This window comes from Vibrio rubrogenes (genome assembly GCF_059641415.1).
Genome location: NZ_JCARSY010000026.1, coordinates 12834 through 28501 on the forward strand (window position 1 = coordinate 12834; position 15668 = coordinate 28501).

General features: G+C 44.3%; 13 protein-coding genes. 3 read left to right on the forward strand and 10 right to left on the reverse strand.

Features of this window, described 5'->3' with window-relative positions; all coding sequences use genetic code 11:
* Positions 1-26: 26 nt before the first annotated feature.
* The 5 genes from AC55NX_RS15650 to AC55NX_RS15670 form a co-directional block, all read right to left on the reverse strand.
* Entirely contained in the window at positions 27-1787 is a 1761-nt protein-coding gene (locus tag AC55NX_RS15650; RefSeq protein WP_496996571.1) for a carbamoyltransferase family protein, read from the reverse strand.
* Positions 1788-1799: 12 nt separating this feature from the next.
* Positions 1800-2192 carry a hypothetical protein gene (locus AC55NX_RS15655; RefSeq protein ID WP_496996572.1) on the reverse strand — a complete coding sequence of 131 codons (393 nt, stop codon included), beginning with the start codon at positions 2190-2192 and terminating at the stop codon, positions 1800-1802.
* Positions 2182-3141, reverse strand: a complete 960-nt coding sequence (locus tag AC55NX_RS15660; protein WP_496996573.1) for an SGNH/GDSL hydrolase family protein — start codon at positions 3139-3141, stop codon at positions 2182-2184. The genes AC55NX_RS15655 and AC55NX_RS15660 overlap by 11 nt, the downstream gene beginning before the upstream one ends.
* Before the next feature lie 149 nt (positions 3142-3290).
* Positions 3291-3446, reverse strand: coding sequence for a DUF5989 family protein (locus AC55NX_RS15665; RefSeq protein WP_496996574.1), 156 nt, complete (start codon positions 3444-3446; stop codon positions 3291-3293).
* A 226-nt stretch (positions 3447-3672) separates the two neighbouring features.
* On the reverse strand, positions 3673-4566 hold the full coding sequence (locus AC55NX_RS15670) for a LysR family transcriptional regulator (protein WP_496996575.1): 894 nt from the start codon (positions 4564-4566) through the stop codon (positions 3673-3675).
* Between the two features lie 198 nt (positions 4567-4764).
* Between AC55NX_RS15670 and AC55NX_RS15675 the strand changes: the two genes are divergently transcribed.
* The 3 genes from AC55NX_RS15675 (at position 4765) to AC55NX_RS15685 (ending at position 8711) form a co-directional block, all read left to right on the forward strand.
* The gene (locus AC55NX_RS15675) at positions 4765-6228 is read left to right on the forward strand and encodes a coniferyl aldehyde dehydrogenase (RefSeq protein WP_496996576.1); all 1464 of its coding nucleotides are present in this window, start codon (positions 4765-4767) and stop codon (positions 6226-6228) included.
* Positions 6229-6287: 59 nt separating this feature from the next.
* Positions 6288-6965, forward strand: a complete 678-nt coding sequence (locus tag AC55NX_RS15680) for a type 1 glutamine amidotransferase domain-containing protein (RefSeq protein ID WP_496996577.1) — start codon at positions 6288-6290, stop codon at positions 6963-6965.
* 366 nt (positions 6966-7331) lie between these two features.
* The gene (locus AC55NX_RS15685; protein ID WP_496996578.1) at positions 7332-8711 is read left to right on the forward strand and encodes a hypothetical protein; all 1380 of its coding nucleotides are present in this window, start codon (positions 7332-7334) and stop codon (positions 8709-8711) included.
* Positions 8712-8798: 87 nt separating this feature from the next.
* On the opposite strand, the gene AC55NX_RS15690 is transcribed toward AC55NX_RS15685, so the two are convergent.
* The 5 genes from AC55NX_RS15690 to AC55NX_RS15710 all read right to left on the reverse strand — a co-directional run bounded on the left by AC55NX_RS15690 (position 8799) and on the right by AC55NX_RS15710 (position 15609).
* Positions 8799-9926, reverse strand: coding sequence for an HNH endonuclease (locus AC55NX_RS15690; protein ID WP_496996579.1), 1128 nt, complete (start codon positions 9924-9926; stop codon positions 8799-8801).
* An 11-nt stretch (positions 9927-9937) separates the two neighbouring features.
* The gene (locus AC55NX_RS15695; RefSeq protein ID WP_496996580.1) at positions 9938-10567 is read right to left on the reverse strand and encodes a class I SAM-dependent methyltransferase; all 630 of its coding nucleotides are present in this window, start codon (positions 10565-10567) and stop codon (positions 9938-9940) included.
* A gap of 40 nt (positions 10568-10607) precedes the next feature.
* On the reverse strand, positions 10608-11495 hold the full coding sequence (locus AC55NX_RS15700; protein WP_496996581.1) for a GIY-YIG nuclease family protein: 888 nt from the start codon (positions 11493-11495) through the stop codon (positions 10608-10610).
* Between the two features lie 206 nt (positions 11496-11701).
* Positions 11702-15061, reverse strand: coding sequence for a DEAD/DEAH box helicase (locus AC55NX_RS15705; RefSeq protein ID WP_496996582.1), 3360 nt, complete (start codon positions 15059-15061; stop codon positions 11702-11704).
* A 380-nt stretch (positions 15062-15441) separates the two neighbouring features.
* Positions 15442-15609 (reverse strand): hypothetical protein, encoded by a 168-nt coding sequence (locus AC55NX_RS15710; RefSeq protein ID WP_496996583.1) that lies wholly within the window; start codon positions 15607-15609, stop codon positions 15442-15444.
* Positions 15610-15668 lie beyond the last annotated feature (59 nt).

Genomic DNA, 15668 nt, shown 5'->3' on the forward strand with positions numbered 1-15668 from the left:
TCTGAACTCCACCGAATAAAATTCGCTTAGTCTAAATCGTAGTTATATTTATGATACTTTTGGCTGGTTTGCTCATGTTTATCAAGCACGACGTTACCAATGACCAACATATCGATTTCGGTATTCATGAAACAGTTAAATGCATCTTCAGGAGACAGAACCATTGGCTCTCCTCTGACATTCAGGCTTGTGTTGACTAAGACCGGGCATCCGGTTATTTCATAAAACTGTTTCATCAACTGATAAAAACGTCGATTCGTACGCTCAGACACGGTCTGAAGCCTTGCCGTCCCATCAACATGAATAACGGATGGTAGTTTGTGGTTGACACCGTCTTTGGCCGTATAGATAAAATTCATATATGGCGAAGCATCTTCAATATCAAACCATTCACTTGCATATTCTTCCAATATCACCGGAGCAAAAGGCCGGAATGACTCACGATATTTAATCTTTAGATTCAGATCGCGCTTCAAATCAGGCTCCCGGGGATCAGCCAGAATAGAGCGATTTCCTAACGCTCTGGGACTGAATTCAGCTTTCCCTTGGAACCAAGCAACAATTTTACCATCAGCTAAAGCACCAGCCGTTAATTGAAATAGCTGCTCATCCGACACAAGACGATACTGGGCATCCATACAATCTAATTGAACCAACGCTATATCCTGTTCAAATACCGGCCCAAAATAAGGCATATAATCCGATATAGGTGTTCTGGGGGATTGAAGATACATATGATGACAGACTTGTGCAGCCCCTAACGCACTCCCGGCATCTCCAGCAGCGGGCTGAATCCAGATTCGCTTAAATATCCCACTTTTCAGAACTTTTCCAGCGGCTACACAATTCAACGCGACACCACCAGCCAAACACAGGTTGACTTCTCCGGTGAGCTCTCTGACATAGCGAGCCAGAGCCAAAAATATCTCGTCAGTGACGGCCTGAATAGACGCGGCTATATCCATGTGAACTTGTTCTAAACGACTTTCCGGTAACCTGGCTGATATTCCGAATAGGCGTACCAGTTCCGGACTATACATACGAAGCTCAGTTGCAAAGCGAAAATACTTCATATTCAGCCGAAAGCTGCCATCTGACTTAATATTAATTAGATTTTCTTTGATCAGATTGCTATAGACAGGCTGACCATAAGGAGCAAGCCCCATGATCTTATATTCACCAGAATTAACTTTAAATCCCAGAAAAGCCGTTATCGCAGAATATAGCATTCCGAAAGAATGAGGAAACGACATCTCTTTAACTCTGCGAATATCCTTTCCCGCCCCTATTGATATTGTTGTTGTCGCCCATTCCCCGACCCCATCAATCGTTAATATAGCGGCAGATTCAAAAGGAGACGGATAAAAAGCAGCAGCACTATGAGAAAGGTGATGGTCAGAAAAGAGTAGCTTCTGATTCCAAAGCCCTCCCCCTTTAAGCTCAGCCAACTGTTTTTTCAACGCTACTTTCTGAAATAATTTATCTTTCAACCAAACCGGAATTGCCTGACTAAATAACTGATATCCCCTAGGAGCAAAACGTATACAAGTCTCCAGAATTCTTTCAAACTTATTAAATGGTTTCTCATAAAAAATCACATAATCGATATTTTCCATCGTAATATTGTGTTCTTGTAAAATCCATTCAATCGCATGTCGTGGGAACCCATCATCATTCTTCACTCGACTAAAACGTTCTTCCTGAACAGCTGAAATGATCTCACCATTACAAATTAATGCAGCAGCACTGTCATGGTAGAAAGCTGAAATACCAAGAATATAGGCCATCAATTCAGTCCTTTAGAATTGCTTTGTAAAATCATCTGAGGTAAGCGTGTCTTTTTCTGGTTCGCCCCAATAACTAGAGATATTTTTATCTATTTTTAACGGTATCAACTTTGGACGGAACAGACGCAATAACCAACTCAGCGGTGTAATAAAAATAAAAAACAAGACCCAGAATAATCCTTTTCCTATCAAGGTATGAATTTTATCAAAAGTTTTGATTAAAAATTGCAGCTTCATTGGCGCAATCAAGGCATACAACAATACAATCACAGCAAATGGAACAGTCCATAGCCATATTGTCTCTTTGACGAAACTCATCACAGCAGAAAACATCAACAATCCGCAGCCGAGAGCCAAAAGTCTGATACGGATCTGTTGAATCCCTATAAGCGTATTATTTATCATCCCCAAGCTCCTTTTTTATCTTTTCAGCGACCAAGTCAGAGATAATTCCCAATGCTTTCTTATTCAGATGAATATCGTTTTGAGAGACCCAGAATGATGACGTCGGAGCCCCCTGAAACATCGGTAAGGGATTAATAAAATCAAAATGGTACCGCTGAGCAAATTTTTGGGTTATCTCTTCCATAAATGAAAATTGATAATGATTAAAATCATGCATCTCAGGAATTGAGACAATAATAATCTGGCTGCCTGTTTTATCTTGGAGCTGTTTCAGCTGATTAAATGCCTGAGACAATACCATCTGACCAGTCTCACTTTGCCACTGCTTACGATACCCATCGAGTAAAGCATCTTTACCAAACTTTCCACTGATAATTTGCTGGATAAATGTAGATGCAAGCGCCGCCAATTCACTATGTTCGACCAACCATCCAAGTGATTGAGTCGTAACTTGCGCTGTAGATCTGGGCGTAACAAGCACAACAAGGGTATCTGCCGACAGATTTTTTCCAATAGATTCCCATAATGTCACCGACTGATTTAAGTTCATGTTTCCGATACCGGCATTCACTACATCAACATCGGCTGGTAACTCACGTTTTAATTGCCCTCTGAGGCTATCTTTATCTTCTACGCCCCATCCCAGAGCAATTGAGTCACCAACAATCGCAACACGATGAGCAGATGTTTTATCCGGCTCAGGACCACGCATTCCCAGGCTATTAATTTGAATCGTGACGTTCTGTAACGTCGCAGAACGGTTTGGTATATGCTGATGTCCGATATCCGGGTCTGGGCTTTTCTCTTTCAGCAAATTAGCATAACGCCACATTTCAATGACATAATTCTCTTGACTCATCGTCGCCAAACGTACAAGCCCTTCCCCAAGAATCAATGCTAAGACCACACCTAATAGCATCAGAAGGCTATTACGCACCCATGAAATCATATTGATTGAATCCTTTTCATCATCTAAATCAGAGAGCAATTATCAAAATATCCAAAAAATAAGTAACCACTTACTTACAAAAATCAAAGCAAAATGAGACAACTAATCATTACAGAGAAAATATGAACATCGCCTTTGCCCATAGATTTTTAGAAAACTGCATAGATGAAAGGTGCCCAGCTGGAACCACTGGAGAACACAAACAAACCGGACAAAAGAAATAAAACCAATAAAAAAGGAAGCAAAATTATTCGGCTTTTTTTGGAAAACAAAAAACTCAATAGCTCAACAAAAATCTCTTTCATACTCCACCCACTTCATGACGTTAAAAACATTAATATCAACCACACAATTCATTGTAAGCATCTTGTAAATAAGAAGTTTTTTAACCCCCATAATGAATATAGTCGATTTTAAACCTTAGAGAAAACCAATACGTTGAAACAACGCTATCCAAGCGTTTATGTCCCTCAAAAATAACAAAAATATCAATATAATCATAACTTATAACAAGTATCAATCACGAAACACCTATAAGTGCTGTGAATTCAACAACCAAAGGAGCGTCTGCCGCGCGTGGGCGATCCGCGGTTGTCGTAAGGCGCTGGGAGCCCATGCCATATAATACTCTAGTCGCGTGTCTGCTATCGGGGCTTTGATCTGTTGCAGCTCTCCCCGCAGGATTTGTTCGTGGCACAAATAGTCCGGCATCACTGTCCAGCCAAACCCTTGCATCAGTAAACTACGTAGTGCCCGTAAATCCTGACTGACCAACGCAGGGGGATGGCTGCCCAGATGAATGTTATTCTTCTTCAGCCAGCGATCAATCACCGACAACTCAAGGTTGTAAGTCAGCATCGACTCATTGAGCAAGGCCTGTGTCAAATCCTCTGCCTGAGAGATTCTGGCCGCAATTTCCGGCGCGGCAACGGCCATCACCGGAGCTTCCATAACGGTTTCGCTGCGCAGGCGTTTATCCGTCACCGGATGGGCGGTAAATCCCAGATCGCAGTGACCTTCCACCAGCATGTGATGCACCAGATCACCGTCACCGGCATGCATTCTGACCCGAATATCCGATTGTAATAATGGCAACAAACGCGGGGCGATCACTTCAGCCATAAAATCAGCATGACCAATAATTTGCAGTACCCCCTCCATATTCACGGAACGAGCTCGCGCCTGTGCGAGCGCTGATTCGACGGCATCCAACTTATCACCGATATCGACCGCCAGTTCATCAGCAGCAGTGGTCGGCTCAACCCCGGAGGCTTCGCGGGTAAATAACTTTCTCCCGACTGCCACTTCCAGCCCGGCAATATGCTGTGATACTGCCGGTTGAGTCAGATTCAAATTTCTTGCCGCCGCGCTGATCGAGCGCTGACGATAAACTTCCACAAATGTTCTTAAACGGACCAGTGACATCGCAACTCCTGCACCTCAAAAGGCCATAAAAATATTTATACCCCATCTAAAATAACCTTGTTAGGCCAATGAGGCCACTCTCATATATGCTTTTCCCATCTCAAGCACAGCAATCGAACGACTCAGTTATGTTGAAAAAGTGACGTTGTAAAACACGCCATGTTCGACCAACACTGTCAGCTTTATTAAGGAGTCCATATGTCTGTACAAACATCATCCGCTCAGGTCACAGCAGCGAACCTCGATTCTTCCGATACCTCATCTTTTCATGAGATGAACTCAATTCTCAGCAGCATGAAACGGGCTCATCTGAAATCCGGCCCAGCGGATGCTGAATTACGTCAGGACCGTCTCCTGCGGGCGATTCGTTTACTAAAAGAGAACCGGGTCGCTCTGGCACAAGCGATGAGTGAAGACTTTGGACACCGCAGCACTTATCAGTCAATGGTAGCCGATATTGTTACATCAATGCGGGCACTCCAATACGCAGCAGAACATGTTGCAGAATGGATGGTCGCCGAAACAGTCGATGTTGAACAAGGTATGCAAGCCCGAATTCAACCTCAGCCACTGGGCGTAGTTGGCATCATCAGTCCATGGAATTTTCCGCTCAACCTTTCATTTGGCCCGCTGGCAGGGGTTTTCTCTGCAGGCAACACCGTGATGCTCAAACCGTCGGAACTGACGCCGAGAACATCGGAATTGGTCGCCGAACTGGTCGGGCGTTACTTTGACCCGATGGAATTTGTCGTGGTGCTGGGCGATAGCAAAATTGCACAACAGTTCAGTTCATTACCGTTTGATCACCTACTGTTTACCGGTAGCACCACAGTCGGTAAACAAGTGATGCGGGCAGCATCAGAGAATCTGGTTCCGGTCACCCTCGAACTCGGCGGCAAATCACCGGTCGTTATCGCACCGGATGCTGATTTACCCACAGCAATCACAAGAACGCTGACGGTTAAAACATTTAACGCAGGCCAGATCTGCCTGTCCCCGGATTACATTCTGCTCCCTCAAGAGTCTGAGGAACAACTCATCGATGCCGCCCAAAAATTTATGCAACAAGGCTTTCCGACGCTACAGACAAACCCGGATTACACCGCGATAATCAGCGAACGACATTATCAACGGCTGATTCATGTCCTTGAAGACGCAAAACAAAAAGGGGCTCGCGTGATCAGTCTGGCGCCATCGGGAGAAGTCGATTTTGATGTATCCAGCCGCAAAATTGCGCCACATCTGGTACTTGATGTCACCGATGAGATGGCAATTATGCAAGAAGAAATTTTCGGCCCGCTCTTACCGGTCAAAACCTATCAAGCGTTGGAAGATGCGATTGACTACATCAATCAACACCCTCGCCCGCTGGCAGCTTATTATTTCGGAGAGAACCAGACGCAACAAGCCCAGTTTGCCAACCAAACTACCTCAGGCGGGCTGGTCATCAATGATGTCATGACGCATGTGACGATTGAAGATCTGCCTTTTGGCGGCGTTGGTGCATCCGGGATTGGCGCGTATCATGGTATTCACGGCTTCCGTCGTTTCAGCCATGCAAAACCAATTGTCATTCAAAGTCAGGAAGGCGCATCTAGCCTGCGTCTACGCGCACCTTATGCCGATAAACAGACTCAACTGGAAGAGTTTCTGAGCCAGTAAAAAGCTCCCGGACTCAAACAACAAACACAAACAACAATGACTTTAATAGGAAGATAATCATGAAGATTTTAATGGTTCTGACCTCACACAGTGAACTCGGCAACACCGGTGAAAAAACCGGCTTCTGGCTCGAAGAATTCGCAGCCCCATACTACAGCTTCCTCGATGCCGGTGCCGAAGTGGTTCTCGCTTCACCAGAGGGCGGACAGCCACCACTCGATCCGAAGAGTGATCTCCCTGATTTTCAAACAGAGCTGACGCACCGTTTTAAAGCAGACCCGGCAGCACAGGCGGCTCTTGCCAATACCGTTAAGCTGGCAAGCGTCAAACAACAAGATTTTGATGCGGTCTTTTACCCAGGCGGACACGGCCCGCTTTGGGATCTGACCAACTCACAAGACTCCATTCAGCTCATTGAAAGCTTCGAGCGTGCCAACAAACCAATCAGCTTTGTCTGTCATGCGCCGGGCGTCCTGCGTCATGTCAAAGCAGCCGACGGAACCCCGCTGATTCAAGGACGCAAAGTCACTGGTTTTTCCAATAGCGAAGAAGCCGCGGTGCAACTGACTGATGTGGTGCCGTTTTTGATTGAAGATGAATTTAAAGCACTGGGCGGCCTATATGAGAAAGGCGATGACTGGGCACCTTATGTAGTTGAAGATGGTCTGCTGATCACCGGCCAAAACCCAGCCAGCTCAGAAGCCGTCGCTCAGGCATTGTTAAAGAAACTCGCATAATGCTCAAACACAATCCACTGTCTACAATCCAAATGATACTGTTTCGGCCTGCTCAGGAATGAGCAGGTCTTTTTATTGCCGACTCATTCTCAAAAACCTTTAAATCACTCCACATGATGATAACCAAGATATAAACCACTCAACCCAGTTATCATTAAAATAATTTAGATTCCCCCTGAACAGTATGCAGTACTGTTATTTATCCCGTCATTAGAAAATTAGCCATAATTTCTTTAAAAATCATCAAATAACAGCAATATTTCTATTGATATACCGGACATTCGATTTATTATGAACCTTCTTTTGATGGGCAACTTTCAATGCAAACATTGAAAAAATCAATCTGCCTTTAACAATATGTTGGAAATGCGGTATGAATATAAATCGAAAAAAAACAATTCTCTTTTAAAGAATAAAACATTGCTAAAAAGCGGGCAGCGTTTATTGACCAAATCATGTTTCTTATTTTTGATTGGCTTCTCTTATTCAGCGATTGAAAATAACGCAAATGCTTTCGGCCTTGGCGATGTTGTCAAAGTCGGCGGTGATCTGGTTGACTCAGCAATGAAGAAACAAGACGAAAAAGAAAAACAAGAACAAGAGCAAAAACAAAAGATATTACAAGATGCCAGAAACTATGCCGACCCGATCCTGAAACGATATAAACATGTTTCTGGCTATCATGGCATCAAAATTTCCCACGACACCCAAACACTCTATAGCGACCTGAAATATGTTTACAGTGGTGATGATGCTGACAAAATTCGTCAGGCTGCGAAAAAGCTTGATGAGAACCTGAGCCCTTACCAGTCACAAATTAACCGTATCGAACAACAGAAAAAGGCACAAAAAGAGAAAGAAAGACAACAACGTCTTGCTGCTGAGAAAAAACGTCAGGAAGAAATGAAAAAGCAAGCAGCAGCTGAAAAAGCAGCAGCCGAAAAAGCAGCAGCTAAACAAGCTGAAATAGTGAACCAAGAGAAAACAAAACAAGAACGTACCACAGCAGAGGAAACCCCTCAGGAAAAATCAGCTCGTAAGCGAGAGGAAGCTCATCAAGCGGCAATCGCACAACAAAAAGAATCAGAAAAAAGACGAGCCCGTAAAGAAGAATTAGAAAAACAGAGAATGCTTGAATTTGAACAAGAGGCTCAACGCCAACAAGCAGAACAAGAACGCCAACAAGCGGAGCAAGATAAAGAAAATGAAAAGAACAGGCAATATTTTATAACTGAATTGAAAAAAAGAAGAATATTCGATGACAAACTATCTAAATATTCCGAGCTGTATCCATTACCCCAACTCCAATTAGCTGTCGCTTCTTACAGCGGTCGCATGGAATACAAAAAAGCGACAAGCGAATTGGCACGAGGTGCCACCCGTGGACAACGTAAGAGTTTACTATGTGGTCTCCAAGGCAAACACTACGATTGGATCGGTAAGGTAACAGAGCTGACAACCAATAGTGAAGGGAAAGGAGTGCTCGCTGTGAAGTTCGGTGAACATATGTACCTGACAACCGCCAATAATGTTTTTAGTGATATTGGTGTAAACAGTTTGCTCGACCCTAGCAGTGAGATATTCCAGTCTGCACTCACACTAAGCCGTGGTGACATTATTCGGTTTGATGGCTACTTATTCTCAAGTCAAAACGACTGTGTTCGAGAATTCAGTGCCACATTGAGAGGCAGCATGACAGAACCTAACTACCTGTTTAAATTTATTCATATAGAAAAAATCAACTAATATATTGTTGGTCAACACATAACCAAACCTGTCCTCAAGTGGGCAGGTTTTTTTATTCTCTGTATATATCATTGAAAACAAATCGGTTCAGAACCCTTTAAACAACTCAACCCGATGATAATCAAGATATTTCCGGTGCTCCCGATGCAGAGCGCAGTGCATGTATTCGTGGATGCCGAGGGTTGTCGGGGATTGGAGCTGTCCGGAGATCATGATCCGGCCATTCGCCTCAAATGAAATAAAACCGAGATCGAAAGCTTTATCGAGATTGGCAAGTAACAACAGACCGTTGAATTTATCCAGCCGTTCTTGGTTATTCGAATCTCGCCAAGGCTTGATATGTGAAGCAACCAACAGTTGGGTATTCGGATAACGGGTCACGGCACAGCCCTGCCACAGATCAATTAACTGCCTGCGGTAACTCCCCTGCCCCATACGGGTATTCACCAAAATTTGCTTTTCGGTTTCACTCAGGGAACTATCAGTCATAATTTGTGACACATCATCCTGAAGATCGACCTGATTCAAATCCTTCAGAAAGAGCAGATAAGATTCAATCACTTGAGAAAACAACGGATGATGACGAGAATCAGTGACTTGCCCTTGCTGTGATGCTTTCAATTGAATCACCAGCGTATGAAAATCGCGGAATGATTTGATGTCAAACACTGCATGCTCAATGCCTAATTGCTGTTGCAGCCAAAGGGATAAATCGTGTTCAATCACCCGACAATATTTACGAATCGTGTCTTGTGTATGTCCGGTATCAGCCAACCACTGCTGATACAGAAAAGCCAGATCGGATAAGTTATGATTGAGAGCTTCTCTGAGATCATGATTGGTGATGCGGCTTTGCATATATTCAAACAACGCATCATCAAGGGTGACATGAGAAATCGCTTTTTTGGAGTAACGTTTTACCGTCGCAGGGTCAATGCCGGGATTGTAGACAACATGCCAGAAGCCTTCACTTTTCAGGTGGAAGTACGGATTCTCCGGAGTATTTTTATCAGCATCGCTGCGACGCTGATTGAAATTGTGGCTGAACGCCGTTTTCAGCGAGTCATCGAGATCAATCCGATTGGTTGCAATAGTGCCATTCTCAATCAGCTCGATCACCGCCAGCAACATGCACACCTTATGCGGGCTTTTATGCTGGCCTTTGGTATTCATATTCAGATTGCGAAACATCTCGCAGTAGTCATCCAACGACATTGATTATCCTTTCAGGCTTTCTCTTGCGACAAAACCACCGTTTGCCAGCAAATATCTTGTCGTTTGAGACTGTCATCTTGTCGGGATGAAATCAAGCGTGGCGTCAGCCCGACGCCTTCTGCCTGAGCAATCAATTCGTCGTCAGACAGCAGATAAGCCACTCTTTCATCGGCAAAATCACCATAACGTAAAGAGATCACCAAGCGTCCGTTGAGTGCCAGCAACCCTGCCAAATTGCTCAACGCCAACTGACGCTGTGCCGAGGTTAAATGCATCCACACCGCACTGACCAGAATCACATCGAATTGCCGTTTGTGTTCTGCAAGTTGCGATAACTCAGGCAGTGCGTCATCCAGCCATTCAACCGAGCTTCCGGTCAACCGTTCACCTTCCGCCCGCATCTGCGCCACCGGCTCCGCCGCCAATACCGAACAACCTTGCGCCGCCATCCAAAGCGCATCCCTCCCGGAACCAGCCCCGACATCCAGCACCGTCTCACCTTTCTCCGGCCAGAAGTGCTTCCAACTTGCATGCACTTGCTCGAAGCTGAGAGTGTTGTATTGGGTAGTGAGGGATTGGGCGTTCTGGCTGTAGAAGTCTGAATGTTGCATCGTCTCTATTGTGTCATTCGATTGAGCCATAATTTGATTTTCCCTGATGAAAAGATCGCCTCTTTCAATCTTATCCGTCTTTACCCACTAACCGAGCTTCCAGCTCTTTGAGAGATTCTCCCAATTCAGTTCTCCAACTCTGGGGACCGCTGCGGCTATTCCCTGAAACTAAGCAAGCTGCATATGAGGAAGAACTCATCAACTTGTCTTTCAGTAACTCGTAGCAATTATCCAGCTCGATCAGAGCACCATTGTCGATCATCTCCTGCTTTATCTGCCAACTTTTACCCGGCATACTTTGTGATGATTTTTTAGCAATCTGAGAACCTTTGGCAAGTAAAAAACCATCATCGGTCATTCGTCCATAGGCTTGCAATTTGTTCACAGTAAGAGTCAAGGGGTAATGGGTCAGAGATTCCTTGCTCTCCGACTCTGCTGCTGTGGATGAAGCAATCGGCTCCAGTAATCGATGTCCCAGACTTCCCAGTACCAACTTAATATTTTCAATAAACTCTTCCATCGCCGCCATATCAGCACGGGGCAAACCTGACTTAGTCGGACAATTTGAATTACTGACGGTATATCGATCAGCCGCTTGGCTCATTTCAACTAATCTTGCTTCTAAATATTTGATATGTGCTTTGGTGAGATTTTCATCTTTACTGCTAAAGATTATGACCTCATTCCAGAACTCTTTTTCACGGTCATGATTGGCCAATCGTCTGAAAACATCTTCAGATTCACCAATATAAGCGATGTTATCGTCATCGCCTGATGCCTTTTCCAGCAAAAAATAAACACCGGGACGTTTCACTTCATCCCAATGCTTCAGCTCTGAAAATCGTGTTCGTGGACACGCCAGTGCCTGCCCAGACCAATTGACGATTTCTACATGGCGTAACCCTGTCGGGCTGCCGTCAGCGAAGAATATACGAATACTGCGACCAAACTTAGACATGTAACCTCGTTGTTATGCTTTTTGTGATTATAAAAGTATTCTGTAGTCCCTTAAAAATTACAGTTCTGTTGAAAGTAACTCGTTCGATGCTATTACTCACAGTTAGCCCCCTAGAATTCGAGATTATAAGAGCCATCCATACAGATAAATGGAGCTCGTAAGGCCGTTCTAGAAACTGTTCTATAATCCCCACCTGATCAGATCAGTTAATGAGCTTCTGCAACTTCCCTTTCAACCGTCATCAATTCTCTATATGAGACATCAAAGAATGGCTGTTTTGCCCAAATCTGAGAGTTACCAATAATAAACAGGTTCTTCTTCGCTCGGGTAACCGCGACATTCAGTAAGTTCGGTTCGGAGGCTGCCCAACCGGCACCGCCCTGATTGTCCATATCACAACCTAAGACAAAAATGACCGTACCATTTTCCTTCCCTTGAAAGGTATGCACCGTACCAATATTTTTTTTCAGGAAATCAGAGATTTTGACTTTCTCTTTTTTAGCCAACTGCATAAAACGATCTGAGTTTTCAATAAAATATTTGACTTCATTTTTGACTGCTTTAAATGGTGAGATGATATAGACATCGCTCAGATTCCCTTGGGATTGAAGCAACTCAGTCAATAGTACGATCGTTTCTTCCCCAATCTGTGGCGTAAACTGTTTCTTCGAGCAACGGTCACTGGTTTCAATCCAGCGATTTTCAAAAAGCTGAGGATGTAACTGAGTCGGCACATTCTCATTACTTGTATAATTACCGTGAATCATGCGCCCCTGATAGGCAATTTCGTTGGAAATATCAAACATCGGATTAATACAGCGGCGGTGTACCCATAATGGAATACCAATCCATTCACTATTTAAATCACAGCCATAGCGATTTACCCGGTCAGCCAATGTCTGAACTGACTGTGTTAACGGTGTCCATTTTTCCTGCTCATACCCGAGTTCACTGGTTGTTAAGTAATTCACCAAGGCTGGAGGTGCGGTAAATACCGGCTTAATCTGCCAGGGATCACCGACGACAATCGTATTTTTACAACGCAGCACTCCACCGACCGCAGCCTGTGGAACAGCCTGCCCTGCTTCATCAATCATTAACCAACCAAAAGTACTTTCGGGAATGGAGGTAAACATACGTCCCATTGATGCAAAGGTCGTCGAAATCACGGGAACAAACATAAACACAATTTGCCACAACTCTGTGACCGGGCCATCACGAAGGTTGCCCAATATACAATCACTTAACAGGCTAATTCTTTTATGAAAGGAATTGATTTTCTGCGCATCTCTCACCCAGACTTCGTGCAGTTTTATTGCTTCAATAAAAACTTTTGACCGTAGATGGTTGAGTTCTTCACTTTGCCAATATGCGTGCTGCTGCAACTTGGGATCAGTAATAGAAATATTATCTTTCGGTAGTGAGCAATTTTTTAATCGTTGCCGGTATTGCTCGATCTCATTCCTGAACTGCTCCTGTGCTGCAATCAGCTCACTCAATGAAGATTCCTCCCCTGCATATTGTGAATTGAGCGCTTTTAACTGACGTTGAAAGGAAAGGACATTGGCCTGATGCTGAATTCGTTTTTGCTGAATCTGCTCGCATAACAGTTCCAGAACGATCAGTTTCGAACGGTAAGACCTCACCTCAGAACGGCGAAATATACGGGTAAAAAAACCGGGCGGCTCAGCTTTTTGCTGTTGGATAAGATGCTGATTTTGCTTCACTTCAGAACCAGCTAATTGCTCATGAATGATCTCGGCTTCCAGATAATCTTCAATCTGAATAGTTGATTGTTTTATCTGTCGGAGAACCTGCTGTTTCTGCTCTATCTGACGGCAGTATAACTCATCCTGATCTGACGATAGCAAACGCTCAAACTCAACGAGCTCTCGGTTGAGTGATTCAAACTCATTCAGAGCCTGACAGAAATTCTGTTTTGCCTGTAAAAAGCTGATTTTGGGCGTAATACTCTGATACTGCCAAAAGTTCAATAAATCCACTTCGGGCGCTCGGTTGCGAGGAATGTCAGCATAATCACAATGATAGTATTTATGGAAAAACAACCGATCCTTAAAATCCTTACGCTTAGCCTTCGCTCCCATCACAGCTGAGATCATTCCCCAAGAAGCCTCTGATGCATCTTCCAGTGACTTATATTTTTTGGCTTTGGTTCGTTTGGCAGCCATCAGGTTTGCAACCGGCCTGAAGAATGAACAGCCTTGCGCATACCCCTCCCAGATGGCTTTCATCTGAGGTAATTCTCTGGAGATATTCTCAACCGCAGCATTGTTCGACGAGGCAACAACCATCTCAAATCCGGTCAGCGACTCAATCAACAAACCATCCTTATCGATCCCCTCTCCGGCAAAGTTCAGTTTAGCCAGTACCTTTGCCCGTTCCACCACATTGTGCGCGACAATATCTTTCAACAAAGTTGTTTTTCCGGTTCCCGGTGGTCCGTTGACCGAAATAATCCCACCGTCAGTGCCTAAGGATGTTAAAGTCGCGTTGATTGCAAACTGCTGCATCAGGGACATATCGTGCTGAGGATTTCCCGGCCAGCGCCCGGCCGAAGTATTGGCAGGTTGCAGTATTTGCCGAATCAGTGGCAAAGCTTCATCCGTGTACAAATCGCATGCCCGTGTTTTGGGTTCTCCCAGATAGTCGAGCAAACCCGGACCGGCAGTTCCGGCCCGGATACTATTGATTGCCCGTTCCAGATCGCGGATGTAAAAACTGTTCAGAATCGGCATAGCAGATTCGGTCAGCGTGGGCTCGGTTTCTTCCGCTTCATTCTCTTCAGTCCCAGCCCCTTCCTTCGGCTCCTCCTGAACAGCCGTCTCTTTTTCCGAATGCTTATTTTTCGAATTATCGGCAATTTTTTCCGGAATATATTGCTGAAAACCGATTTGACAAAGGATAACGCTATCATCCGAGTGAAGTTTTAACTGTTCAGTTGACATTTCAGCCCATTGATACAATTGCTGAATAAGCATCAACAAAGACTTGGTATCAATCACTCCAGCATACTCATCCTGTATCTGGATTCGTTCGATTGCACTCGTCAGTCGCTCACAACACTCATCAAACTTGGCTAAGGTCATGTCCCGAACTTCACCGCGTTGCAAGTACCCCAACGCCCACGGCAGAGTACTGACCGAAAAAGACTCAAAATCCGGTGCTCCCTGCTGATCCAATTTCAGTTTGGCAAAGCAGGTCACACCTTCCAAATCCAGTCGCTGCTCAATTTCATCCGCAGGTAAATGGTTTTCCGTCAAACGGCATTCATCAACCATTTTTTCCATAACCGCTTTATCAAACAAACCGAGGTAAAGCGTGTATCTGGTTGCTTTTTCCGGATCAAGTCCGCACTGTCTGAAAGCCCTCGGACTCAACCACGGTAAACATTGATCCCCAGTCCGACTCAAATCCTGAAAGTAGAGTTGAACCGGATCAAGCTCACCTTTATCTTTATCCGGCTCAGGAATAGAATAAATCTGAAAAAATTCAACCTGATGCCAGGCTTTTAATATATTGATGGCCTGTTCGGAATTCGTACCCATACAACTGACTCTTTTATTTTTATGTAAGACTAAACTTAAATTTATATAACGAAATATAGTGATTACCTACGGATACCCAATCAGTCAGTCCTTTGGCCTGCTCCAGCACCAATTGAGTCGTAAATTACGTCCAATACCACGATTTGGTAGTAAGTAGTCAATTGCGAACTATCCTATCATATCAATGCATTCACGCGACTATGAACATCACGATCCATAGACAAAATTTGATTGAGAAAGATGATTGCAGAACGCAGGTGTCATCTTTGTTTCAGCAAGCAAGATGAAGGGATGTGGTTGATTTGGTCGAAAGTTAAAGACTCGGGATCAAAAAAGCCTGCATCATTTCGCAGGCTTTTAGGGATCTTGCTATCAGATGATCAGGCAACTTTGGCCGCTTTGACTTTGGTTTGCTGAATCATTTTTTGCGCAGACTTTCTGGCTGCTTCCTGAGCATCACCGGAACCCAAAAGGCCATAGCGGCGACGCACGGCGACAATTCTTCTCATTGTCGCTTCGAATTCTTTTCTGGCTAACTCATTGCTCATATTGAATTTTCCTTGAATCTTGTTTCTGATTCATCATGAAAGAATGTGTATGATCCCCC

Coding starts and splice junctions, on each gene's coding strand:
- AC55NX_RS15650 (WP_496996571.1), bottom strand. CDS start 1,787: ATGGCCTATATTCTTGGTATTTCAGCTTTCTACCATGACAGTGCTGCT.
- AC55NX_RS15685 (WP_496996578.1), top strand. CDS start 7,332: ATGCGGTATGAATATAAATCGAAAAAAAACAATTCTCTTTTAAAGAAT.
- AC55NX_RS15680 (WP_496996577.1), top strand. CDS start 6,288: ATGAAGATTTTAATGGTTCTGACCTCACACAGTGAACTCGGCAACACC.
- AC55NX_RS15695 (WP_496996580.1), bottom strand. CDS start 10,567: ATGGCTCAATCGAATGACACAATAGAGACGATGCAACATTCAGACTTC.
- AC55NX_RS15670 (WP_496996575.1), bottom strand. CDS start 4,566: ATGTCACTGGTCCGTTTAAGAACATTTGTGGAAGTTTATCGTCAGCGC.
- AC55NX_RS15705 (WP_496996582.1), bottom strand. CDS start 15,061: ATGGGTACGAATTCCGAACAGGCCATCAATATATTAAAAGCCTGGCAT.
- AC55NX_RS15665 (WP_496996574.1), bottom strand. CDS start 3,446: ATGAAAGAGATTTTTGTTGAGCTATTGAGTTTTTTGTTTTCCAAAAAA.
- AC55NX_RS15690 (WP_496996579.1), bottom strand. CDS start 9,926: ATGTCGTTGGATGACTACTGCGAGATGTTTCGCAATCTGAATATGAAT.
- AC55NX_RS15655 (WP_496996572.1), bottom strand. CDS start 2,192: ATGATAAATAATACGCTTATAGGGATTCAACAGATCCGTATCAGACTT.
- AC55NX_RS15700 (WP_496996581.1), bottom strand. CDS start 11,495: ATGTCTAAGTTTGGTCGCAGTATTCGTATATTCTTCGCTGACGGCAGC.
- AC55NX_RS15660 (WP_496996573.1), bottom strand. CDS start 3,141: ATGATTTCATGGGTGCGTAATAGCCTTCTGATGCTATTAGGTGTGGTC.
- AC55NX_RS15675 (WP_496996576.1), top strand. CDS start 4,765: ATGTCTGTACAAACATCATCCGCTCAGGTCACAGCAGCGAACCTCGAT.
- AC55NX_RS15710 (WP_496996583.1), bottom strand. CDS start 15,609: ATGAGCAATGAGTTAGCCAGAAAAGAATTCGAAGCGACAATGAGAAGA.